Genomic DNA, 21,983 nt, shown 5'->3' with positions numbered 1-21,983 from the left:
CGCGTCGGAGAACTCGTGCTCGTCCTTCACCTCAGGCGCTCGCGCGGGGCGGGGTAGGCGTGCCGTGCACCTTTTTCGCATGAGACCGGAAGAGGCGGCGGCTGATGACGGGCATGATGAAACGGACGGGAAGAGGAGCGCCCTTCAGGACGCCCTTCATGACCTCGGGATCGCCTTCGTAAAGCGCCAGTCCGAGGCCCAGCGGCAGGTTCTTCTTGGGTGTCTGGGCCAGAGCGTGCTCGGCGAACTCGTGCCACTCCTTGGCGGTGATGTACTTCGCCGCGAGCGGCAGGATCTTCTCCTCCTCAAGGCCCATGTGCTCGAAAAGGACCTCGTTGAGCCGTTCGCAGGTGGTGGCGACCGTTTCACCCTCGGCCGAGAGGGCGTTGGAACGCCAGGACTTCAGCTGCGCGATCAGTTCGTCGCAAAGAGCGTGCATCCTCCCGTGGTGCTCCTCCATCAGGTGAACCACCGGAGCCATCTCCTCGCTGACACGCTCCAGCAGCCTGGGCCACACCAGCAGGTCCTCGCCCTCGTGGTGGGTCAGCAACATCCCGAGGACGATGTCGACATGCGCTGCCACAATTTGGGAGCGTGTGGTGTCGCCGTCGCTGACACCGCGTATGAGTCCCGGGGTGAGGCCGAACTCGCGGCGGAACACGGTGTGCGCGACATACATGTCGCGTACGTCGGCCATTGGAACGTCGGTTGCCATACTCATGAATGCCTGTCGCTCTTCCAGGGGAGGGATTTACTGAGAGGGTGCACATGGATTGAGTCGAGCTGCGTGAACCCGGCGATTTAGATGCTAACGGCGCCCGTGGTAACTAACTCAATTCCGTGTGGAGTTATGCTTGATCGCACCTTTTTGTGTGCGGGTCTTATGCTGTGAGGTAGCCGGTCGGGCCAGGGAATTTGCAAATTCCGGGGGCGTGCGGTTGGGCGGGTCGTGACCGGTCGGGGTGCATGCCAGAGCAGGCGCGAGCTTCGTGATCATTGTAGTTACTAAGCCTCGAATTTGGTTGTGCGATGGCTTTTTGGTGGTCTCCGGTTCGGGCTCTGCGGTGCTCCGAGGCCAGCCGCAAGCAGGGCGGCACCGCTATCTCGCGGCACGAAATTCCGACGCGCGTGGTCAGCGAACTCGCCGGATCCTTTGCGTGCCTGATCATCCTCCAGTAAATCGGCAGCTGCCAGTCGCGAGGGTAGTAACGGCAGTACTACCGGTAGTTCGTTAAATCCGGAGGTGGAGGGCAATGCTGTGTCTGGTGTTGACCGCGGCGATCAAGGCCTGGACTCGGAGGGCGGGTCCGTGTCCGTCCGGACTCGCCACCACGGGGTGAGGGTGATGACGGGGGTGAGCCAGGACCGGATCGCGCGTGAGGCACTGGGCCGGCGGGGCGGTGGTAGCTGGTGGGGTATGGCTGGGCCCCGGCTCTGCCCTCTGGTCGGGGCAGGGGTCCGGCTCGGTGGCATCCAAGGGTCCGGATGGGGCGAACCACTGGTCCCAGCAGAAGGGGAAGGCACAGTTGTGAAGTTTGCCCGTGATCTCGGACACTCGATGGTTATGCCGCGAGGGTGTGTTGATGCCGCTGCCTGGTCTCGGCGGGGGTGAGGTAGCCGAAGGTCTTGTGCTTGCGCAGGCGGCGGCGGTTGTAGAAGGTCTCGACGAAGTTGAAGACCTCGGCGCGGGCGGTGGCCCGGTCGGGCCAGATTCGGGTGCCGATTTCCTCTTTGAGTAGGGCCCAGAAACTTTCCGCGGCGGCGTTGTCGAAGCATGATCCGGTGCGTCCGCAGCTCTGCCGCAGCCCCAACTCGCTTATGTGGTAGCGGAATTGGGCCGACGTGTACTCGCTTCCGCGATCACTGTGTATGACGCAGCCGGGTTTCAGACCGGCTCGGCCGTGGGCCATGTTGAGGGCATCCACGACGAATTCGGCCCGGTGATGGTCGGCCATGGCATAGCCGACGACTTCGCGCGTGGCCAGGTCCAGCCAGCAGGCGAGGTAGAGCCAGCCCTCGGCCGTCGGGAGGAAAGTGATGTCTCCGACCAGCTTCGTGCCGGGGACGTCGGCGTGGAAGTCGCGGCCGATCAGGTCCGGGGCCGGCCTGGCCTTCTTGTCCGGCCGTGTCAGCGACCGGCGCCGGCGACGGTGGGCGCCCTGGATGCCGTGCTCACGCATCAGGCGGGCGACGCGCTTGTGGTTCACAGACCGTCCCAGACGCCGCAGTTCGGCATGGACGCGCGGGACGCCGTAGGTTCCACGGGAGGCGAGGTGGATGACGGTGATCTCGTGGGTCAGGGCCGCGTCGGCGGCCTGGCGGGCGGCGCGGGTCTTCTGCGCGGCGAGCCAGGCGTAGAAAGAGGAGCGGGCCACCTTCAGCAGCCTGCAGAGGAAAGCGACGCCGTGGGTGGTCTTCTCCGCCTCGATGAACGCGTACGTATCGTTCACCGATCGCTCTCTTTCGCGAAGAAGACCGCGGCTTTTCGCAGGACCTCGATCGTCTTTGCCTGCTCGGCGTTCTGCCTGCGCAGCCGCCTGAGCTCCTCGCGCTCCTGCGTGGTGAGCTCGCCAGGGCGGCCCCCGCCCTGGTCTGCCTTGGCCTGGCGATACCAGCCGCGCAGGGACTCCGAGCTGATGCCGAGCTCCCGGGCGATGGCGGTGACCGTCTTGCCCGAGGAGTCGACGAGCGCGATCGCGTCCCGCTTGAACTCCTCGGTGTACCGCTTCGTGTACTTGCTTCCCACCTGGTGCTACTTCCTCTGGAACCTCAGGTCCCAGTCTCCAGGTGTCCACGATCAAGGGGAAGCTTCATGCAGAGCTGGCCGCGTGGCCTCTCGCCGTCACCTCGACCGTGCCGAACGAGGCTGTGACCGCCTCGACATCCACATCGTCGATTCCGTCGAACACCAGCGAGTCCCAGAACGGTGCATCGGTCTGCATGACCAGCACCCTCACCGGCCACAACCGGCTGCAGCAGCGGGCGGCAGGGACCTGAGGGGGCGTCAATTCTGATTGCTGGACGACAAGGCGTACGCGGTCTCACGCGAACCCATCTCCTCGCAATCGAACAACAAGGTAACGCTCCGTTACCGCTCCCCAAGATCTGTGCCAGAACCGAGGTTCGGCGCCAATGGGGCGGGCAGATCGGCCTCAACGCCCGGCCGTTCCTGATCGCCTATGCCTACGTACTCGGCGAGTTCACAACCTTCGAGCGACTCGGACGGTTCATGCTGCCGAGCCTGGCCCGCCGGGTGTTCGGGACCGGGCCCGTCCTCCCGGTGCACCGCAGAACCGCCGCGGCGTTCACCAAGGACGCGCCCGCTTCGGTGCCCTCGTCCTGAGCACCCCTCTCCTGTGCCCCAGCCGTCGAGCACCACCCAGGGCGCAGAAGTCGGCCCCGGTCATACCCGTGAAAACCCTGTGGCAGCACTGTCGGTGCGGGCACTTATGCTGCACCGAACGATCACGCGGGACCTGGGGAGGGCACGGCATGTTGGACAAGCTGTTCGGTAGGCGTGGGGCGAGACCGGCAGCGGATCCGCACGCGCTGCCCGCGCGGCGCCGGCTGACGAACCGGATGTACAAGCTGCGCGCGCTCGGGGACGCGCGAGTGCTCGCCCTGGTGGAGGCAGCCGGCGCGGGTGACTGGGCGGCGGTCAAGGCGGCACTGGCCCCCTTCGATCTCGGCCGGGACCACCAAGTGCTCGGCCAGCTGGCCGAGTTGAACGGTGTGCAGGACTGGATCGGCCGGGCCGTGGAGGACGACAAGGAACACCGGGCGACGGCCCTGCTGATCTCCGGGGCGCGGCACGTCGCCTGGGGCTGGGAGGCGCGCACTCGCGCCAGCGCGGCGAATGTCAGCCGGGAGCAGTGGCAGGTCTTCTACCAGCGGCTCCGCATCGCCGAGGAGCAGCTGTTGGAGTGCGCGGAGTCGCGGCCGGAATGGGTCACGCCGTGGCGTCACTTGCTCACTTCCGGCCGCGGTATGTCGCTGGGCCCCGTCGTCTGCGAGACCCGGCTGGACGCCGCCCTGCGCCGCGACCCGCTGGACCTGGAGACCCACATCGAGAGGGTGTCACAGTTGCAGCCCCGCTGGAGCGGGGAGCCGGGTGAGGCCCTGGCGTTTGCCCGAAAGGCGTTCGCGCGGGCGCCTGCGGGCCATCGCCTCGGCTGTGTTATCGCCGTCGCGCACATCGAGGAGTGGGTCGAGTCCGACCGGATGAACTCGCTCATCACCCCGGAGACCCAGGACGAGTTGCTGGAAGCGGCCGAGCACAGCATCCTCCACCCCGCCTACGTACGACGCCCCGGCTGGCAGGAGGACTTCAACACCTTCGGCATGGCCCTGTCTCTGGCCTCCGAACGCATCGCGTTGCCGCGCGTCTTCCGCGAACTTCGGGGCGCCTACACCTCCTGGCCGTGGAGGTACATGTCGGAGCCGGAAAAGATGTACGCCCGCGCCCGTCGCAACGCCTGATCCCGGTACCCGGCCCGCCGCACCGCTCCCTCGTCGAACACTCACCCCGGACTGCCCGATGACTCTGCCCCACGCCTCTTCGAGCCCGGCCGACGCCGACCGCACCTTCCAGGTGGATCTGCGCGGCCTCGTCGATCTCCTCTCCCACCACCTTTACTCAAGCCCCCGCGTCTATCTGCGTGAGCTCCTCCAGAACGCGGTGGACGCGCTGACCGCGCGGCACGCACTCGAACCGGCCGCCCCCGGCGCCCCGTTCGGCATCCGTCTGTACGCCGACGGTTCGGTGGTGCGTGTCGAGGACGACGGCGTCGGTCTCACCGAGGCCGATGTGCACACCTTCCTCGCGACGATCGGCCGCAGCAGCAAACGCGCCGACCGGATCGCTGAGCAACGCGGGGACTTCATCGGCCAGTTCGGCATCGGGCTGCTCTCGTGCTTCCTGGTGGCCGACGAGATCCATGTCGTCAGCCGTTCCGCCCGCACTCCCGATGCCCCGGCCGTGGAGTGGCGGGGACGCGGCGACGGCAGCTACTCCGTCCGCACCCTGCCCGCATCCGCCCGTCCACGGCCCGGCACCACGGTCACCCTGGCTCCCCGCGCAGACGCGGGCGAGTGGACCCGCCCGGCCCAAGTACACGCGCTCGCCCGGCACTTCGGCTCCTTGCTGCGCCACCCTGTGACCTTCGACGAGGGCACCGGCGGTGGCGCGACCGTCAACCCCGAGCCCGCACCCTGGGCGCGCACCTACCCGACGCCCGGAGCGCGCTCCCGCGCGCTGGCCGCGTACGGCGAGGAGACCTTCGGGTTCACACCCCTGGACACCATCGAGCTGGACCTGCCCGCCGTGGGTCTGAAGGGCATTGCGTGCGTGCTCCCCGAAGCAGTACCGGCCGGCCGCCGCCACGGCCACCGCGTGCACGTCAAGGGCATGCTGCTGTCCGAGCAGGCCGATGAGATCCTGCCCGAGTGGGCGTTCTTCGTCCGCTGTGTCGTCGACGCCGAAAGCCTGCGCCCGACCGCGTCCCGCGAGGCCCTGTACGAGGACGACACCCTCGACGCTGTCCGTGACGCCCTCGCCGAACGGCTGCGCGCGTGGATCGCCCGGACCGCCGCCAGCGACCCGGAGCTCCTCGCCCGCTTCCTCCAGGCGCATCACCTGGCCGTGAAGTCCCTCGCCGTGCACGACGACGAGATCCTGCGGATGCTCCTGCCATGGCTGCCGTTCGAGACCACAGACGGACACGCCACCCTCGACGAGTTCGCGCGCACCCACCGCACCGTGCTCGTCACCTCCAGCGTGGAGGAATTCCGGCAGGTGGCCGCGATCGCCTCGGCCGCCGGGCTCGGAGTCGTCAACGGCGGCTACACCTACGACCGTCAACTGGTCCACCGGCTCCCGGAGATCAGGCACGAGGTGAGCGTCGCCGATCTCGACCCGGCCACGCTCACCGCCCATCTCGACCCCGTCGACCGGGAGACGGAACTCGCCGCCGCGGCCTATCTGGCCCAGGCTCGCGACGCCCTCGCCGTCTTCGACTGCGACGTCGCGCTGCGCACGTTCCAGCCCGCCTCGGCTCCCGCACTCCTCCTCGACAGCCGCGAGGCCAGGCACGAGCGCACCCGCTCCCAACTCGCCCGCGAACAACAGGGCGGCGTCTGGGGCGACATCCTCGGGCATCTGCGCCAGGAGGCCCCTCGGGCCCAGCTGATCCTCAACCAGCTCAACCCGCTGGTCCGTACCGCCGTCGGCATCGACGAACCCGAACTGGCCCGCACCAGCGCCGAAGCCCTCTACGGGCAGGCCGCGATGCTGTCCCGTCGACCCCTCAGGCCCGCCGAGTCGAGCTTGATCAACCGCTCCTTCCTCAACCTCCTCGCCCACGCCCTCCGCAAGGACAGCTGACGATGCCCACCGCACCCCATCCGCAGAACACGGACGAACTGTTCCGGGCGCTCCAGGAGAACCACCGGCGCCCCTACGGCCGTAGCCGCACCGTCACCGCCGAGGAACTCACCGAGGCCGCCGAGCAGTTCGCGGAGCCAGTCCCGCTGGTTCACGCGCTCCTCGAGCTCCAGGAGGCGTACGCCTACGGTTCCGAACCCCGGAAGTCACCCGTCGTCTTCGCCCGGTTGCTCGCCCTTTTCGACGAGCAGCCCGACATCTTCGACGAACGGCTGCGCCACACGCTGTTCTGGCGCTTCAAGTGGGTGGCCAACGCCCTTGTGGCACTGCCGGAGATGCCCCTGACGAGCGTGCGCCAATGGCTGACCGAGATGCGCGACCGGTACGAGAAGGCCGGTCTCGAACTCCAGCCCTACTACGGACAGGCCTACCGGCTGGCCGCTCACACGGGCGAAGACAGCGCTCTCGCCTTCGAGCTCTGGGCGGGACGGCCCCGCACCAGGCTCAGCGACTGCGAGGCCTGCGAGATCTGCGAACGCGCTCTGTATCACCTCGCCGCTGACGACGACGAACGGGCACTACGCGCCTGGGAGCCCGTCCTGGCCGGAAAGGAGTCCTGCCAGGAGGAGCCCGCCCGCTCCGTGTCGCACGCGCTGCTTCCCCTGCTGCGCACCGGCCGCACCGACGAGGCCCGCGCACTGCACCTCACCGGGTACCGCGCCTGCCGTCGTAACCCCTCGATGTCCGGCGAGGTCGGCCGGCACCTGGAGTTCTGTGCGCTAACCGGCAACGAGGCTCGCGGCCTGGAACTCCTCGCGGAGAACCGGAACCTGTTCGACGACGTCGACTCGCCCCAGGACCTGCTCGCTTTCCTCACCGGCGTCGAAGTCCTCCTCCGACGCGTCGAATCCCTCGGCCACGGCGAGCTGCCCGCCGCCGGATACCCGGGTCGTACCTGGACGGTCGCCGCTCTGCGCGCCGAGGTGCGAGGCCGTGCCGACGACCTCGCGGCCCGTTTCGACGCCCGCAACGGCACTACGGCGCACTCCGACCGGCGCCGGGCCCGCCTCGACCGTGGCCCGCTCCTGGAGGCGCTCGAACTGACCCTGCGCTCCCGCGCCCTCGACGACGTGGTCCCGGCCGCCGTACCCGCCGCCGCCCGCACGGCCCCTTCCGTCCCCGAGGAACTGCCCGAACTCATCACTCGGTCACGGGCCTTGGACGAACAAGGGCATCCGGACGCGACGGCCTGCTGGGCACGGCTGCGCGTGCTCGTCGCCGCCCCCGGCTACGTCCACCCCGACGACCCGGCCGTGGGACCGCTCGTAAGGCTGCGCGCCGACCTGCTGGCCGATGAGGCGAACTCGGCTGGCCACAAGGACGAGTTCGCCGTCGCCGCCGCCCTCCACGAGGAGGCTGCGGTTCTGTACGACGACGCCATGGAGCCCGGCCACGCGGCGCTCGCCCGCGCGCGTGCCCTGCTCGCCGGTGCCCAGGTCGGCCCGCAGAGCACCGACAGCTCCGACGCGGCCGAGGCGACAACCGCCGCGCTGAACAACGCCTACGCCGCGATCGTCCGCCTCCACGAGGAGGTGTCCGGCCTCGCCCCGTACCAGGAAGCCCAGTTGCTCAGGCTGCGGGCGACAGTGCTCGGTCTGCGGTTCCAGACGACGCGCGACGAGGAGCAGGCCGCGCCGGTCCATGCCGAGGTGGATCTGCTCAGCGAGCTCGCCGTGCGGCACAACTTCGCGGGGCAGCTCTCCGGTGCCGGGTTGCTGCGGACCAGCACCTACGCCCTCTCTGGGGACCTGTCCGCCGCGGGCACCGAGATCGATGCCCTCCGCGACCGGCTCCGGGCGGACGGCCCCGCCTGGCATCTGCCGCGCACACTCGGACTCCGCGCCCGCATCCAGTTCGCGTTGAAGAACGCGGAGGCCGCGCACGCGGACCTGGCCGAGGCGCTTCAACTCGCCGCCGAATGGCCCGCCGACGCCGTCGACACCGCTCGCTTGCACTCTGAACTGGCCGAGGTCTGCATGCACCTGGGCCGCCCCGACGAGGCCTTGCGGCACCTGACGCGCTCAGCGGAGCTGGCACTGCCTCACGGCAGCCGCACCGACGCGTTCTGCACCTACAGCAACGCCGCGCAGCTCAGCCTCGACCTGGGCCGGGTCGAGGACTGCATCGCGCTGCTCGATTCCCTCCTCGCCGAACCCGACGTCACCGCAGGAGAGTTGGGCGACCGGCTCGTCGCCCAGCTGCGTCTGACCCGCGCCCGTGCACTGCGTGCGGGAGACGACCTCAAGGCCGCCACGGCGGAGTTCGCCGCCCTCGCGGCCGAGTCGGCCGACTGGGACGACGACCTCGGGAGCCATGTCGGCATCGCCGCGGAGACCGCCGTACTCCTCGCGCAGTCCGGCGAGTTCGAGCGGGCCCGCCAGGCTGCGGACCAGGCTCTCGCCGCCCACGCCCGAGCGCCGCGCTACGAGCACCTCAGCTTCTGCCTGCGCGAACTCGCCCGGCTCCACGCCCAGCAGCAGGGTTCCGAGGGCCTCGCCGACGCCCTCACCGTTCTCGCCGACGCGAGCCGAGTCGCCGACCAGGCCCGTGCCGCGGGGTACGAGTCGCACCACCGCTCACTGGACAGTGCCCTGGCCTATGAGTACGGACGGGTCAACGCCTACGCCGGCACGTACGAGGCCGCCCTCGCCGCCCTGGAGAAGGCACTCACCCTGCTGGGCGAACCGGGACCGGACAAGGACCGGGCCGACGAGTGGGCGGAGTGCGTCCGTCTGGCAGCGGTCGTGGAGGGCATCTACCTGAAACGCTCCGCCCTGGCCCTGACCCGGCTCAACGAGGCAGTGCCCCGCCTCACGGCACTGGGCCACACCGAGGAGGCCCGACCGCTGACGTCGCTGGCGGCCCAGCTGCGCGACGAGGGGTGACGCACAGAGCCAGCCGACTTCGCACTCACCGCCCGACCCTCCGGCCACCTGGAACGGTCGGGCATGGACGTGAGGACCTGTTTCGCATATCGGCGAGTGATGCCGGCGTTCAGCCGTGGTCTGGTGGGGTGGCCGACGGCGGCTGCCGTCAAGCACTCTCACACGAGCCGTCCAGGAAGCGCGCCCGCTCCTGGGCCAAGCACGATCACACCATCTACCCGTCAACCGCCGGATTCCGCACCCCGACTGACGTGGCCGCCCACCTCGACCGCTACGGAACACACCCGCCGATGAAGATCAAACCCGCATGTCGATTCTCTGCGAGCCCTAAGAACTCCTAACGAAATGATCTTCGGGGTGGTTGGATCGATTCGGGTGCGTTGATGCGGGGGTGTGAGGTGGCTCGGCCGAAGCCGTGGAATGTCGAGGACGAACTCTGGGCGGTGATCGAACCGCTGCTGCCGAAAGTCGAGCGTCGCACTCACCATCCCGGGCGGAAGCGGCATCCGGACCGGCTGGTGTTCCAGGGCATTCTGTTCGTGCTGCATACCGGGATTGCGTGGGAACACCTGCCGCAGGAGCTGGGCTTCGGTTCAGGCATGACGTGCTGGCGGCGCCTGGCCGAGTGGACCGAGGCTGGTGTGTGGCCTCGGCTCCACGAAACGCTCTTGGCCAAGCTCCGTAGCTCGGACGCCCTGGACTTCTCCCGGGCGGCGGTCGACGGCTCTCATATCCGGGCGTTAAAAGGGGCGCCAAGACGGGACGAAGCCCTGTCGACCGGGGCAGGACGGGCAGCAAGCGCCACTTGATTACCGATGCCACCGGCATCCCGCTCGCCGTCACTCTGACTGGCGGCAACCGCAACGACGTCACTCAGCTCATCCCACTGCTCCAGACAGTGCCTCCCGTGCGGGGCAAGCGCGGCCGGCCTCGGCGTCGTCCCGACGTTGTGCTCGGTGACCGCGGCTACGACCACGACAAGTACCGCCACCTCGTCCGCGGGCTCGGCGTGAAGCCACTGATCGCGCGACGTGGCACCGAACACGGCTCCGGACTTGGAACTCAACGTTGGGTTGTCGAGCGCACCTTCGCTCACCTGCACTGGTTCCGTCGCCTGCGGATCCGTTGGGAGATCCGCGACGACGTTCACGAGGCCTTCCTCAGCCTTGGATGCTCCCTCATCTGCTGGCGGAAGCTCTGCTCACTCCGGTGACAAGTGGTCATCCCAAGCACGGAGTACGGCGCCGAGTAGGCGCCGGTGGATCGCGATCCAGTCGGCCGGTAGGTCAATCGGCACCCGAACGGTCACCATGGAGGCGAGATCGTCTTCAACCACCACCTCAGGACAGTCACGCTCGCTGCTGAGATGGATGAAGATGGACGGTCCACGCTGGACATGCAACCAGGCGATGTCCTCTCCGGCCTCAAGACGATCCAGGGCCTCGCCCCACGAAGTCAGCCGTGACCGCCACAGCGAGAGATTCACGCGTCCGGCGACGAATGGCGTGTCAACGACGACCTCCGCGGCGAGCCCTCCAGCCACACCCTGCAGAGCGCCGAGCACAGTGATGCGAACGCTGTTGCCCTCGTCGTCACAGAACAGCGCCAGATTCAGCTGCGCTGCCGTCCCCAAGTCGCCTCCCATCACCATGAAGCGATCTTGACGCACGTCCGGTCAGCTGACCAGTGACCCGGACCTGCGCCCACTCATTTCGTTAGGAGTTCTCAAGCTGCAACTGCGCCCAACAAGACCATCTTGCTGAAGGGAACGTCGTCGCACTGGCGTCCCCACTCGAATTGCAGGGTGAGACGGGAGAAGCCCTGCCGCACGGACTCTCGTGGGGCCAGGCATGACGACGACGTACGACACGGCTCCGCGGCCCGCCCCGAAGGCGGAGGGCGCCATCCCGACTACAGTCCGCTTTGACCCCAGCGAGTCCCACGAGATTGACCGATGGCTCCTGGAGCTGAGGATCCAGACCGGCATCCGCTGGGACAAGGCCGAAGTGATCCGTGAACTGTTGCGCATGGCCCGCACGCCCGACAGCATTCTGTGCGACGCACTGATCGCTCGCGCCCGCAGGAGCAGCCTTGAGTGACCCAGGACTTGAGACGCGGGCCGTGCCGACTGCGCTCTGCACGGCCCGCTCGGGCCACATCCCGTGCTCAAGTCCGCGGGTGCCACAACGGGCGGGAGCGCTGAAGGTTCAGGAGTGTGTGCGGCAGGCCAAGACCTCCCAGAGCCTTGTCGATGGTGGACTTCATGGGGTTACCCGCGAGCGTTGGACTGATCGCCGCTGCTGCCTGGAGCAGGGCTACAGGTATCCATAACCGTTCCGCGGTGATGTCGGCCTCGCCGCCCTTGGGCTCGGTGGTGAACTTCAGCTTTCCGTTGTCCATGATCAGGAATGCGTCGGCGGTCGCGCCTGTGGTGTGTGAGTAAGCGGACTGGTGACGGTAGACCGGGTACACGTCGGCGGTGCCGTACGCCTTGACCATGTTGTCGAAGTTTTCGAGTTCCCCCAATGGAGGGCTCGTCAGCGTCACCGTCCGGGGCTGCAGTTCATGGTGTCCACGGGGCGTCTTCACGGGTTCGAGTCGCTGGAGGAACAGCGGCTGCTGCTTGCGCTGGACTTCCTGGGAGTATCGGATGTGCTGCCGCAGCCGTTCTGCCTGGACTTCGAGCACGGGAAGGGCCACAGTCGGCACATTCCGGACTTCGTGGCGGTGCTGCCCGACGGTAGTCTGTGGCTGTTCGACGTCCGCCCAGGGAATCTGATCAAGGAATCTGACACGCTGAAGTTTGCGGGGCCGCCGTGCTGAGCGGTCTCACCGAGCTGGCGACGGCGATCGGTGACCCCGGCCTCGCCGCCGACGCCACGGCCCTCTCGGCCGGGATCGCCACCGGGGTGCGTACGCAGGGGGTGACCGCAGGGGCAGACCCGACGGTGTACGCGTACGAAGTCGACGGTCTCGGCGGGCAGTTGCTGATGGGTGGCGCCAACAGCCCGAGCCTCCTCTCGCTGTCCTGCCTGGGCTGGTGCGACCCGGGCGAACAGCTCTACCTGCGCACCCGCGAGTTCGTCCTCAGCGACGCCAACCCCTTCTACTGCGCGGGCAGTTCGGCGTCCGGCATCGGCAGCCCGCACACCCCGCCCGACCACATCTGGCCGCTCTCCCTGACCAGGCAGGCGCTGACCAGCGACGACGAGGCCGAGCGGACACGCCTCGCGGAGCTGCTGCTACGCACCGACGGGGGCGCCGGCTCCATGTACGAGAGCTTCCACGTCGACGACCCCGCGACCTTCACCCGCCCATGGTTCGGGTGGGGCGACGCCCTCGTCGCCGAGCTGCTCCTCGACCTCACGGGAGGCTCGACGGCGGCCCCGTCCACCACCGAACCGCCCTCACGGTAAGGGCACTTCCGACCTCCCGGGCCGGCGGTCGCTACGATCTGCGGCGTGTGCGCAAACATTGTGGTCGCCGAAGACGACGCGAAGCAGGCCGAACTGGTGCGCCGTTACCTGGCGCACGAGGGTCACGCCGTCACGGTCGTCGGGGACGGCCGGACGGCTCTCGAGACGGTCCGGCACCAGGAACCCGACCTGGTCGTCCTCGACGTGATGATGCCTGGGGCCGACGGTCTCGACGTCGTACGGATCCTGCGCGCCGAACGCCGGGAGGTGCCGGTGCTGATGCTGACGGCCCGCGGCACCGAGGACGATCTGCTGCTCGGCCTCGACCTCGGCGCCGACGACTACATGACCAAGCCGTTCAGTCCGCGTGAACTCACCGCCCGGGTAAGGACGTTGCTTCGCCGCAACCGGCGCGGCCCCGCCCCGGCTCCGGCGACCGTACCCGCCCCCGCCTCGGAGCCCGAAGCGGCCCCGGACGACGAGGTGTTGACGGTCGGCGCGCTCAGGGTCGATCCCTCGCGGCACGAGGTGTCGGTCGCCGGGACACCCGTCGAGTGCACGCCCGGTGAGTTCCGTCTCCTCGCGGCGATGGCGGCCGAGCCCGGCCGGGTCTTCACCAGGGCACGGCTCCTGGACGAGCTGCACGGCTTCGACAAGTACATCAGCGGCCGGACAGTCGACGTGCACGTCATGAACCTGCGCAAGAAGATCGAGCGCGCCCCACGACGGCCGGCCCGCCTCATCACCGTCTTCGGCATCGGCTACAAGCTCACGGACCCCGCGAAGAACGTGCGCCATGCGTCGTCCTGACAGAGGAGGTGCGGCGGGGGCCGCCCGGCTGCCGCTGCGCAAGAGCCTGGCGGGGCGGCTGTTGACCGTGACGGCGCTGGTGGCCTCGTGCTCGGTCGCCGCGACCGCCTGGCTGGCCGTGCAGACGACCTCCGTCGCGATCCGCCAGGAGCAGGGGCAGAACCTCAAGTCCGACGCGAAGATCTACAACACCCTCCTCGGCTACGCGGCCACCCACCCCGACTGGGACGGCGTCGACACCACCGTGCGAGATCTGGCCCAGGAGTCCGGGCGCCGGATCGTGCTCACCACGCCGGGCCGACGCCCGATCGTGGACTCGGCGGACTCGCGCTCAGCGGGCGGCGGTTCGTCCGACGATCTGCTCGCTCAGCAGGCCTCGGCGGTCGTGGATCCACGCTCCGTCGACACCGTGCTGGTGCCCGACGCGGCCAGGGCCGGCGCCGACCGCGTCGATCCACGGGCCGTGGGGCCCTTCCGGCTGCCCGCGAAGGAACACGACGCACTGCGGAAGGCCGCCGCGGGGAGGGTGGAGTGCCTCAGCCAGTTGGGTATCGCCGCCGACGTCGTCGAGAGCCCGGGCGGACGGCCCGGCGTCCAGTTCGTGAGCGACGAGACCGAGGGAGGGACCGGCAGCGTCACCGACCGTGACATGGAGGCCAAGTGCTTTGCGTCCTACCCGGTCGGTCCCACCGCGACCGAGCGGAAGGCCCTGAGCGCCCTCAACCAACTGGCTGACGCCTGTCTGAAACGACAGGGTCGCACCGCCGTGAAACTGAACCTGGACCTGTCCTGGGACCGGAGTTACGCATACCGGCGGGACGATGCGGTCTCCGGCGCCGAGGACGGCCTCAGCGATCAGGAGGCGAAGGCCCTGGCCGCCAAGAAGGCGGAGGCCGCCGCGACGGCCGAACGCAAAGCGGCTTCCGGCGGCGCACTCGACTACGCCCCCGCCGAGATCCGCGACAGCGCGTGGGACCGGGCCGTGGCCAACTGTGTCGAAAGCGCCCGCCGGGAACAGCTCACGGGCTATGTCGCCGAGCCCGCGCTCCTGTTCATCGACGGCCCCGGTGCCGCCGGCGTGCCCGGCTTCGACCTCTCCCGCGCCAACACCGCACGCATCGCCGGTGTCACCGCCCTGGTCCTCGCCCTCACCGTCGGCGCCTCGGTGCTCGCCGGAGCCAGGCTCGTACGCCCGTTGCACGCGCTCACTGGCGCCGCCCAGCGCATGCGGGAGGGCCTGGACGCGACGGCGGTGCCCGTGCCCGTCGGCTCCGACAATGAGATCGGACGGCTGACGGCGGCCTTCAACGACATGGCCGCGCACCGGGCCCGCCTGGAGGAGCAGCGCAAGGTGATGGTCAGCGATGTCGCCCATGAGCTGCGAACGCCGCTGAGCAACATCCGGGGCTGGCTGGAGGCGGCCCACGACGGACTGGCCGTGCCGGACCCTGCGTTCGTCTCCTCGCTCCTGGAGGAGGCGGTGCAGCTCCAGCACCTCATCAACGACCTCCAGGACCTGGGCGCGGCCGACGCGGGCGCCCTGCGGCTGCACCGGAAGCCGGTACGGATCGACGAGCTGCTCGGCCAGGTCGCCGCAGCCCACCAGGGGTTGGCCGAGACGGCGGGCGTCACCCTCACGGTCCTGACACCGCCGCCGGGCGCCCCTCACCCACCGCTCCTCGACGCCGACCCCGTACGGCTGCGGCAGACCGTCAGCAACCTGCTCTCCAACGCGGTGCGCCACACCCCGGCCGGCGGCACGGTGACCCTGCGCCGGTACGTCACCGACCCGGGGGGCGAGCTCGCCGTGGAGGTGTCCGACACCGGCAGTGGCATTCCGGCGGGCGACCTCCCGTACGTGTTCGACCGTTTCTGGCGGGCGGAGAAGTCCCGCAATCGCAGCACCGGCGGCAGCGGCCTCGGCCTGGCGATCGTCCTCAAGCTCGCCGAGGCCCACGGCGGCACGGTGGACGTGGCGAGCACGGAGGGGGAGGGGGCCACCTTCACCCTGCGGCTGCCGACAGCCGAGTCACGGAAGCCGGAGGGCCCCGGTCGACCCTGATGGGATGACGACAGCGCTCTGACAGTTTCCTCACAAGTGACCGTCAGGGTGAGGCCATGCCCGGAACCTGGTGCGGATCGGCAACCAGGAACGACCAAGCCGGGCTGGAACTGGAGCCCTCACATGTCCCGCCGTCTCACCCTGCGCCCAATGCGTATCGCTGTCCTGACCGGCGTCGCGGCCGGCGCGCTGCTCGTCCCGGCCACCGCGGCCTTCGCCACCGGCCCGACTCCGACGCCGGGCGCGACCAACCCGACCTCGTCCGACAAGGAGGCCCTGGCGAAGAAGAAGGCCGAGGACGCCAGGACGAGCAAAGAGGCCGAGGCCAAGAAGGCCGCCGAAGCCCAGAAGACCGGAGGCAAGGGCTACCCGCGTGGCGGTGTCGCCGCGGGCGAGGCCCCCGCCCAGGACGACAACACCGGCACGCTCATCGGTTCGGCCACCGGCGCGCTGCTGCTCGCGGGCGCTGGCACCTACGTACTGCGCCGCCGCACCACCACCCGCCGCGAAGGCTGACCCGGCAGCACGACCTCTCGTACGAAACGGTGGCGCCGCCCTTCACCAGGCGGCGCCCTGCGCGTTCCGGCGAACCCTCACACCCTGTTCTGGAGCCCGAGTTGCCCCCTGCACACCGTCCGGCCCTGTCCCGGGCCCGCCTCGCGACCCTCACCCTGTTGACCCTCGTCACCCTGCTCACCGGCTGTTCGTCCGGCCCCGGCCCGACGGTCGGGGTCGCCCCAACCGCCCCCGCCGCCGCGTCGGGCGCTCCGAAGTCCGAGCGGCCTGCGGCCGGTGCTGCGGCGGCCCCTGCCGAGGTGGCCGTTCCCTCCGTGGGGATCACCAGTTCGCTGATGGAGTTGGGCCTCAACACGGACCGGACGGTCCAGGTCCCGCCGGCCGGGAAGGGGATGACCGCGGGCTGGTACACGGGCGGTGCGGTGCCCGGTGAGATTGGCGCGGCCGTCATCATCGGCCACAACGACACCCGCTTCGGCAAGGCCGTCTTCCACGACCTGAAGAAGATCAAGGAGGGTGCGGACATCACCGTCACCGACAAGACGGGAAAGGCCCTCCACTTCACCGTCACGGCCACGGAGAGCGTCGCCAAGAACGCCTTCCCGACGGAGAAGGTCTACGGGCCGACCCAGGAACGTGCTCTACGGCTCATCACGTGCGACGGCGACTTCGACGCGCAGGGACACCCTGTCGACAACTTCATCGTGTACGCGACAGCCAGCTGAGGGCCGCAGGCGTGCCCGTTTCGCCCTGCCGTCACGAGTAGCGTCCGCGGCTCGATCGTCAGCGGCCGGTTCTGTCGCCGGGCAGTTGGTGGCGAGCGGCCAGGCGATTATGCGCGGTGACGTGGTTCCGCTTCCCGCTCCGCTGCCCGGTGGACTCATGACCTCGCTCTATGCAGGGCTGCCTGTCTACTTCGACGACGACTTCTCGGTCACCGTCGAGAACGGCAGTGATGTCGCCATCGTCTGGCTGATCCCCATCACGGCTGAGGAGACCGCCTTCATTCGCGAGAAGGGCTGGGAGGCATTCGAGGAAGCACTGGTTCGCCAGGACCCCGATCTCCTCGACCCCGACCGTCCCCAGCTCGATCTGTGAACCGGGGGCGGCTGGAGGGCCTGCTCAGGGCGTCCGCCTCAGTGGGACGACATCGGTGCGGTGACGGGGCATGGTTGGCCGGGCGGCTTCCGGGGTGTCCAGCAGCGCGACGATCGTGATCGGCTGCTGGCAGTGCGGGCAATTCCGGGTCGCGGTCGGCTTCAGCGGGTCCCGAGCCGGTGCCGACTGCCGCGTGCTCGCGCGGGCCCCCGGTGTCGACGAGAAGCTGATCCGGGCCCTCGAAGGCCGGTGGAAGACCTGCATGAACTTCTTCGCAGGTGCGACAAGGAGTTCACCACCGACCTGAGCCGACTCGGATCGGCCTACACGCGTCCGGCTATAAGGCGTCCGTCGAAGGCGAGGGCCTCGCCGTCCGCCTTGCCCCGCACGCGGCCGACGGCGGTCATGACCAGCAGCACATCACTCCGGCCCCACGACACCCCGAGCGCGGCCAGCAGCCGGGCGTTGGCGCGGCCCCACTCGTCCGGCCGTGCCGGCCACGCGGACCGGCCACCACGTCAACACGTCCAGCAACGTCATCACCTCCGGCGCCTCGGTCAAACCGACCTGCTCAGCGGCCATTTTGAGTGTATTGGCACGGGTGATGAGGTCATTGATCCGACACGGTGCCATGCGGGGGTACGACTCCTTGCTATCGCGTAGTTTTGACTCCACGTCACCAACAAGGACTGCGCCCGTTTGCTGCGGCCGCCTCACCAACTGCTCGCTGCCGCTATCTCCGCCGTCGAGAACGCATTGGCCTTGATGCGGGGCGTGCGCCTACCAGCAGATCAGTCCCTCGCGCACCGTAGGCAGGTGCGGCGCCTGGCGGCCCATAACCGTGAACCGGCGAATCCCGTCCAGGGCATCTGCCACCGTGCTCAGGTAGTCAGCCAAGGATCGGAAAGCCAACTCCGGAAAGCTTTCCTCCTCGTACTCGTACAGCGATGCAGGGAGTTGCCCGACGGACATGTCAAGGAAAAGTCCGGCATGCACCTCTTTCATTCGAAACACTGGAATCCAGCCCTCTTTCCAGTGCTCATAGCGGGATCCCGGTTCCTGCATGGAAATGCTCGCCGCCCTGTTGCCCGTATACAGGGAGCACATGAGCTCCACGTCGCAAAAGACGTAGTCGGAAGGAAAAGGGGAATAATCGCCGCCGCCTCGTGCATCATAGAAAGCATTTCCGGTCAGAGAGCGATGCTTGGCCGTGCTGCCATTGTTTACCATCAGGAGCTGCCGCAATTCGGCAGGCAGACTTACACCCATCTTTGACTCGGCCCGCGCGATCTGCTCTTCAGTGGCAGGCGGGTTCAATGCGTCGGCGTGAGCAGGGGTGTTTGCAGTGAACCAGCGGACAATTCGTTCCCATGCCGAGACGGCGTCGTCTCCCTGTGACATGCAAGTAAGTCCTCTCCGCGCCCAAGCGCACGGCTGCGCGTTGTCATATCGCACTGTCCATGTGCGTGGGAAGATTAGGATACTTGTCAGATCGAGCCGGGGACGGAAGGTGGCCCAGGCACCCAACCCCGAGCGCCTGTGGCCCATGCGGTTCTCCGCACCGCCAGGATGCCCGAGAGACTAAAATGCTCCGCTTCGCGCACTATTTTCCATCCCGATGGCCGTTTATTCTAGTTAAGTTCGACTCGTGGACAACACTGAGATCACGATCAAGCTCACCTCCGACGAGGCGCTCGTCCTCTCGGACTGGCTGGAGCGAGTTCAGATGACGGATCTCAGTCGTCTGGTCGACGATCCGGCCGCATGGGCCCCGATCCACAAGATCGCGGGAACGTTGGACAAAGCGCTTCCCGGGATCTTCGCCGCTGACTATGCGGAACGTCTGGATGCAGCACGGCAACGTCTCAGGGAGGCCACGGGCAGCTTCACCGAAGGGCATAACGGCTGACCTGCGCACGCTTCCGTAAGGGCCATCCCTTTGAGCACGCCAAAGGATCGGCGTGCTCCATCAACAACACGTACTCGTCGCGCCTCATGCGTCGGCGCTGAGCGGGAACATGACGCTCAACCTTGGCAGCCTGCGAGCTGCCTCGTCTTCATCCCAAACACTCCACCGCTTCCCGGCCAAGCCCTGGCTGACCGCGTGCTCACCCCGCCGGGTCTCCACAGCCGCATAGAAAGCATCCCCGCACTCGTCGGGATTCCCGGTCACAAGGCCATGGGTTTCCAATGCCACATAGTCGAGCGATTCCCACCCCGGCCAGTCATCACCCCAGGCAGGGCGGCGTCGTTCAGGAGATCTGTCCGTGTTGATGTCGGTTCAGGTCTGAACGGTGGCCAAGACCTTCTCTCCGTGTATGGCCAGGGCTTCTCCGCTCACGGTCCCCATTGGTGGCTAGTCGCACTCCCCAAGCAGCGAACGCCGGACATGAGCAGTGACGTTTGGCCCCGTGCGCCTCGGCGCCCGGCGGCACTTCGTTCGTCAACTGCTGTTCTTTGCCAGAGCGCGGTGAAGGCACAATTTGACCGTGAACTCCGATCTCTATCCCGACCTGGCCGCCGCGGGCAGCCTGGCCGCCGCCTTGGACCAGGTGGCGGCCGACCTTGGTGTCGATCTCGTGACCGTGCCCGGGGACTGGGGACCAACCGTTTCGGCGGGCATCGCGGCCTTGGTTCCTGAACGTCGGCCACTGTCCGTTCACATCGGAGCCGAGAGGCGCTGGTTCGGTGTTTCCGGTTGGAGCCAGGGGATCGAACTCATCACCGGAGCAACCCCTGATCTCGCTGACGTCGTCCGGGCAGGCGTGGCGTGGGGGGAGGGCAAGAGTCTGCGGGAACTGCACGCGAAACTGCCGTTTCTACACTTCAGCGAGCTTGCCGAGGCTCACGAACGCGGGCCGGCCGCAGCGGTTGACGTGAGCTGGCGTCTGCTGCGGGAACAGGCCGCCGATGCGCCGCACTTCCCGGAGTTCGGCCTGCTCGTGGAAGCTGCCCAGACCGAACCGCGCCTGCGGCAGCTCTCCCCGATGTCCAGCCACTGGACGCTCGGGTTCAGCGCCTACACCGGGCACAGATCCCCTGTGGTGGTGGCCATTGTCCCGTCCCACGCCGGACGCCCCTACCGCGTTCAGCGGTTTCTTCACGAGGGTGTCCTCGGCGAAGCTGCCACAGCCGACGAGGCTGTCGACTTGGCGGTGGCCCACCTCCCACCGACCCTCGGCCCGGCCGCCGCCGGAAACGGCGAGTCACCTGCGTGATGCCCGCATCGGGAATCAGTAGTCTGAACTCAGTTACTGACGGTGACCGCTTTCATGGCCACATGACTCTTCGCCAGATGGGCGCAGGTGGGGACATCCAACTGGTCACAGGTCGTCAGCGTGGCTGCGCAGTTTGGAAATCCGGTGAGACGAAAGCAGGCACGACTTCCAGGTGATCATGAGGTGTCGAGTCCCTGATCACCGCGACGGAATACCGTGCCTGCCCGTTCATCATCGCCTGTCCCCGCTGGCCTGGGCCAGCTCGCCACCGTCCGGCCTGCTGAGTCCGGGGAGCACCTGGGTCTGCTGGACTGTCTCGCGGCGGTTCCCGATCCGCGCCGGGCCAAGGGACGCCGTTATCCCCTCGCCTTCGTCCTCGCGCTCGCCACGTGCGCGGTGCTGGCCGGGGCGATGTCGCTGTCCGCGATCACCGAGTGGGCTGCCGATGCGCCGCCCGCGGTCCTCACCGCGCTCGGCGGCCGGGTCCGCGAGCCGACTGGGCCCACCGCTCCGGCCGAGGCCACCATCCGCCGGGTCCTCCAGCGTGTCGACGGTGACGCCCTCGACACCGCGATCGGCGTCTGGCTGGCCACCCGGGACTCGGACCGCCGGACACCAGACCAGCGCCGCTCACTGGCCGTGGACGGCAAGACGATACGCGGTGCCCGACGCTCCGATGGCACGCAGGTCCACCTGCTCGCCGCGATGACCGGTACGGGTCTGGTCACCGCCCAGCGCGAGGTGGACGGCAAGACGAACGAAATCACCGTCTTCCAGCCTCTGCTCGCGGGACTCGATCTGGCCGACACCGTGGTCACCTTCGACGCCCTGCACTCCCAGACAGCCCATGCCCGCTTCCTGGTGGAGGACAAGAAGGCCCACTACATTGCGGTGATCAAAGGCAACCAGCCGCTGCTGCACCAGCACTTGAAGCACTTGCCCTGGCGGGACGTACCGCTGCTGGACAAGACCCGGGCCACCGCGCACGGCCGCGACGAAATCCGGCGCGTCAAGACCTGCACCGTCACCCGCGGCCTCGCCTTCCCACACGCCGCGCAAGCGGTTCAGATCGTGCGCCGGCGTCGCACCATCGCAACCGGCAGGATCACGCTTGAACGGATCTACGCCGTCACCGACCTGACGGCCGATCAGGCCGGTGCCCCCGAGATCGCGCAACGCGTCCGCGACCACTGGGGCATCGAGAACAAGATCCACCACGTCCGCGACACGACCTGGGCCGAAGACGCCTCCCGCATCCGCACCGGCAACGCACCCCGGACCATGGCCGGCCTGCGCAACCTCGCCGTCGGAGCCCTCCGCCTCGCCGGCCACACCAACATCGCAGCCAGCCTCCGCCACCACGCCCGGAACCCGAACCGCCCACTCGACACGCTGGGCATCATGTGTTCAAGCGGACAGATCGCCTGAACGACGTCGCCCTGGGGGCCGGTGGCGCCGTGCGATCCGGTTTCGTCAGCGACCTTGGTTTCCGGCGCGTTATCCCGGCGATCTGCCGTTCCCGCATGACCCGCGCGA

General features: G+C 68.4%; 23 protein-coding genes and 1 pseudogene. 16 read left to right on the top strand and 8 right to left on the bottom strand.

The features are described 5' to 3' along the window. Positions 1–31 precede the first annotated feature (31 nt). The 5 genes and pseudogenes from ACFXC1_RS45760 to ACFXC1_RS45745 form a co-directional block, all read right to left on the bottom strand. Positions 32–697: a hemerythrin domain-containing protein gene (locus ACFXC1_RS45760; protein WP_381254920.1), complete on the bottom strand. Its 666-nt coding sequence runs from the start codon at positions 695–697 to the stop codon at positions 32–34. Positions 698–1,217: 520 nt separating this feature from the next. Further along, positions 1,218–1,534, bottom strand: a pseudogene (locus ACFXC1_RS51255) (hypothetical protein); the annotation flags it as partial. Between the two features lie 28 nt (positions 1,535–1,562). Beyond that, complete coding sequence (locus ACFXC1_RS45755) at positions 1,563–2,450, bottom strand: IS3 family transposase (RefSeq protein ID WP_381254918.1); 888 nt, start codon at positions 2,448–2,450, stop codon at positions 1,563–1,565. Continuing rightward, positions 2,447–2,746, bottom strand: a complete 300-nt coding sequence (locus ACFXC1_RS45750; protein ID WP_381254915.1) for a transposase — start codon at positions 2,744–2,746, stop codon at positions 2,447–2,449. The genes ACFXC1_RS45755 and ACFXC1_RS45750 overlap by 4 nt, the downstream gene beginning before the upstream one ends. Before the next feature lie 64 nt (positions 2,747–2,810). Next, positions 2,811–2,942 carry a hypothetical protein gene (locus ACFXC1_RS45745; protein ID WP_381254914.1) on the bottom strand — a complete coding sequence of 44 codons (132 nt, stop codon included), beginning with the start codon at positions 2,940–2,942 and terminating at the stop codon, positions 2,811–2,813. A 550-nt stretch (positions 2,943–3,492) separates the two neighbouring features. Here ACFXC1_RS45745 and ACFXC1_RS45740 point away from each other — a divergent pair. The 4 genes from ACFXC1_RS45740 (at position 3,493) to ACFXC1_RS45725 (ending at position 10,540) form a co-directional block, all read left to right on the top strand. Then, positions 3,493–4,479 carry a hypothetical protein gene (locus tag ACFXC1_RS45740; protein WP_381254911.1) on the top strand — a complete coding sequence of 329 codons (987 nt, stop codon included), beginning with the start codon at positions 3,493–3,495 and terminating at the stop codon, positions 4,477–4,479. Positions 4,480–4,537: 58 nt separating this feature from the next. Next, positions 4,538–6,382, top strand: a complete 1,845-nt coding sequence (locus ACFXC1_RS45735) for an HSP90 family protein (RefSeq protein ID WP_381254908.1) — start codon at positions 4,538–4,540, stop codon at positions 6,380–6,382. Between the two features lie 2 nt (positions 6,383–6,384). Then, positions 6,385–9,327 (top strand): tetratricopeptide repeat protein, encoded by a 2,943-nt coding sequence (locus tag ACFXC1_RS45730; RefSeq protein WP_381254906.1) that lies wholly within the window; start codon positions 6,385–6,387, stop codon positions 9,325–9,327. A 383-nt stretch (positions 9,328–9,710) separates the two neighbouring features. Continuing rightward, positions 9,711–10,540, top strand: a protein-coding gene (locus ACFXC1_RS45725) for an IS5 family transposase (RefSeq protein ID WP_381254904.1) whose coding sequence is annotated in 2 segments (ribosomal slippage) — positions 9,711–10,068 and positions 10,068–10,540 — 831 coding nt in all. Because the reading frame shifts where the segments join, the coding sequence is not laid out codon by codon here. On the opposite strand, the gene ACFXC1_RS45720 is transcribed toward ACFXC1_RS45725, so the two are convergent. Continuing rightward, on the bottom strand, positions 10,529–10,978 hold the full coding sequence (locus tag ACFXC1_RS45720; RefSeq protein WP_381254902.1) for a DUF5959 family protein: 450 nt from the start codon (positions 10,976–10,978) through the stop codon (positions 10,529–10,531). The two genes, ACFXC1_RS45725 and ACFXC1_RS45720, sit on opposite strands and share 12 nt — an antisense overlap. Before the next feature lie 199 nt (positions 10,979–11,177). Here ACFXC1_RS45720 and ACFXC1_RS45715 point away from each other — a divergent pair, with 199 nt between their 5' ends. Beyond that, on the top strand, positions 11,178–11,426 hold the full coding sequence (locus ACFXC1_RS45715; RefSeq protein WP_381254900.1) for a hypothetical protein: 249 nt from the start codon (positions 11,178–11,180) through the stop codon (positions 11,424–11,426). Positions 11,427–11,493: 67 nt separating this feature from the next. Here the strand turns inward: ACFXC1_RS45715 and ACFXC1_RS45710 are convergent, their stop codons facing one another. Further along, positions 11,494–11,874, bottom strand: a complete 381-nt coding sequence (locus tag ACFXC1_RS45710) for a hypothetical protein (RefSeq protein WP_381254898.1) — start codon at positions 11,872–11,874, stop codon at positions 11,494–11,496. An 18-nt stretch (positions 11,875–11,892) separates the two neighbouring features. Here ACFXC1_RS45710 and ACFXC1_RS45705 point away from each other — a divergent pair, with 18 nt between their 5' ends. The 8 genes from ACFXC1_RS45705 to ACFXC1_RS45670 all read left to right on the top strand — a co-directional run bounded on the left by ACFXC1_RS45705 (position 11,893) and on the right by ACFXC1_RS45670 (position 17,536). Continuing rightward, on the top strand, positions 11,893–12,150 hold the full coding sequence (locus ACFXC1_RS45705; RefSeq protein ID WP_381254896.1) for a hypothetical protein: 258 nt from the start codon (positions 11,893–11,895) through the stop codon (positions 12,148–12,150). Beyond that, the gene (locus ACFXC1_RS45700; protein WP_381254894.1) at positions 12,144–12,743 is read left to right on the top strand and encodes a glycoside hydrolase family 125 protein; all 600 of its coding nucleotides are present in this window, start codon (positions 12,144–12,146) and stop codon (positions 12,741–12,743) included. The genes ACFXC1_RS45705 and ACFXC1_RS45700 overlap by 7 nt, the downstream gene beginning before the upstream one ends. Positions 12,744–12,788: 45 nt before the next feature. Further along, a complete protein-coding gene (locus ACFXC1_RS45695; RefSeq protein ID WP_381254891.1) occupies positions 12,789–13,553 on the top strand; it encodes a response regulator transcription factor in 765 nt (254 codons plus the stop codon). Further along, on the top strand, positions 13,540–15,615 hold the full coding sequence (locus ACFXC1_RS45690) for a sensor histidine kinase (RefSeq protein WP_381254889.1): 2,076 nt from the start codon (positions 13,540–13,542) through the stop codon (positions 15,613–15,615). Before ACFXC1_RS45695 ends, ACFXC1_RS45690 begins: the two co-directional genes overlap by 14 nt. A 150-nt stretch (positions 15,616–15,765) precedes the next feature. Next, positions 15,766–16,131 carry a sortase-dependent protein gene (locus ACFXC1_RS45685; protein WP_381254886.1) on the top strand — a complete coding sequence of 122 codons (366 nt, stop codon included), beginning with the start codon at positions 15,766–15,768 and terminating at the stop codon, positions 16,129–16,131. Positions 16,132–16,232: 101 nt separating this feature from the next. Continuing rightward, positions 16,233–16,856, top strand: coding sequence for a class F sortase (locus tag ACFXC1_RS45680; protein ID WP_381254884.1), 624 nt, complete (start codon positions 16,233–16,235; stop codon positions 16,854–16,856). Next, on the top strand, positions 16,768–17,229 hold the full coding sequence (locus ACFXC1_RS45675; RefSeq protein ID WP_381254881.1) for a suppressor of fused domain protein: 462 nt from the start codon (positions 16,768–16,770) through the stop codon (positions 17,227–17,229). Before ACFXC1_RS45680 ends, ACFXC1_RS45675 begins: the two co-directional genes overlap by 89 nt. A gap of 94 nt (positions 17,230–17,323) precedes the next feature. Next, on the top strand, positions 17,324–17,536 hold the full coding sequence (locus ACFXC1_RS45670; RefSeq protein ID WP_381254879.1) for a hypothetical protein: 213 nt from the start codon (positions 17,324–17,326) through the stop codon (positions 17,534–17,536). A 473-nt stretch (positions 17,537–18,009) separates the two neighbouring features. Here the strand turns inward: ACFXC1_RS45670 and ACFXC1_RS45665 are convergent, their stop codons facing one another. After that, on the bottom strand, positions 18,010–18,630 hold the full coding sequence (locus tag ACFXC1_RS45665) for an SMI1/KNR4 family protein (RefSeq protein ID WP_381254877.1): 621 nt from the start codon (positions 18,628–18,630) through the stop codon (positions 18,010–18,012). A gap of 247 nt (positions 18,631–18,877) precedes the next feature. Here ACFXC1_RS45665 and ACFXC1_RS45660 point away from each other — a divergent pair, with 247 nt between their 5' ends. The 3 genes from ACFXC1_RS45660 (at position 18,878) to ACFXC1_RS45650 (ending at position 21,875) form a co-directional block, all read left to right on the top strand. Next, positions 18,878–19,138 carry a hypothetical protein gene (locus ACFXC1_RS45660; protein WP_381254875.1) on the top strand — a complete coding sequence of 87 codons (261 nt, stop codon included), beginning with the start codon at positions 18,878–18,880 and terminating at the stop codon, positions 19,136–19,138. Positions 19,139–19,718: 580 nt separating this feature from the next. Further along, the gene (locus ACFXC1_RS45655; protein ID WP_381254872.1) at positions 19,719–20,447 is read left to right on the top strand and encodes a DUF6193 family natural product biosynthesis protein; all 729 of its coding nucleotides are present in this window, start codon (positions 19,719–19,721) and stop codon (positions 20,445–20,447) included. Between the two features lie 216 nt (positions 20,448–20,663). Then, a complete protein-coding gene (locus tag ACFXC1_RS45650) occupies positions 20,664–21,875 on the top strand; it encodes an ISAs1 family transposase (protein WP_381254870.1) in 1,212 nt (403 codons plus the stop codon). Positions 21,876–21,983 lie beyond the last annotated feature (108 nt).

Origin of the sequence: Streptomyces hokutonensis, assembly GCF_042751305.1 — a bacterium.
Lineage (GTDB): Bacteria > Actinomycetota > Actinomycetes > Streptomycetales > Streptomycetaceae > Streptomyces > Streptomyces hokutonensis_A.
Note: the sequence above shows the minus strand (reverse complement) of the source record. Positions and strands in the feature narration are given on the sequence as shown.

Bases quoted from the DNA above. Each gene is read 5' to 3' on its own strand.
- ACFXC1_RS45740 (WP_381254911.1), top strand. From the start codon at position 3,493: ATGTTGGACAAGCTGTTCGGTAGGCGTGGGGCGAGACCGGCAGCGGAT.
- ACFXC1_RS45735 (WP_381254908.1), top strand. From the start codon at position 4,538: ATGACTCTGCCCCACGCCTCTTCGAGCCCGGCCGACGCCGACCGCACC.
- ACFXC1_RS45715 (WP_381254900.1), top strand. From the start codon at position 11,178: ATGACGACGACGTACGACACGGCTCCGCGGCCCGCCCCGAAGGCGGAG.
- ACFXC1_RS45720 (WP_381254902.1), bottom strand. From the start codon at position 10,978: ATGGTGATGGGAGGCGACTTGGGGACGGCAGCGCAGCTGAATCTGGCG.
- ACFXC1_RS45665 (WP_381254877.1), bottom strand. From the start codon at position 18,630: ATGTCACAGGGAGACGACGCCGTCTCGGCATGGGAACGAATTGTCCGC.
- ACFXC1_RS45730 (WP_381254906.1), top strand. From the start codon at position 6,385: ATGCCCACCGCACCCCATCCGCAGAACACGGACGAACTGTTCCGGGCG.
- ACFXC1_RS45685 (WP_381254886.1), top strand. From the start codon at position 15,766: ATGCGTATCGCTGTCCTGACCGGCGTCGCGGCCGGCGCGCTGCTCGTC.
- ACFXC1_RS45745 (WP_381254914.1), bottom strand. From the start codon at position 2,942: ATGCAGACCGATGCACCGTTCTGGGACTCGCTGGTGTTCGACGGAATC.
- ACFXC1_RS45760 (WP_381254920.1), bottom strand. From the start codon at position 697: ATGGCCGACGTACGCGACATGTATGTCGCGCACACCGTGTTCCGCCGC.
- ACFXC1_RS45705 (WP_381254896.1), top strand. From the start codon at position 11,893: ATGGTGTCCACGGGGCGTCTTCACGGGTTCGAGTCGCTGGAGGAACAG.
- ACFXC1_RS45690 (WP_381254889.1), top strand. From the start codon at position 13,540: ATGCGTCGTCCTGACAGAGGAGGTGCGGCGGGGGCCGCCCGGCTGCCG.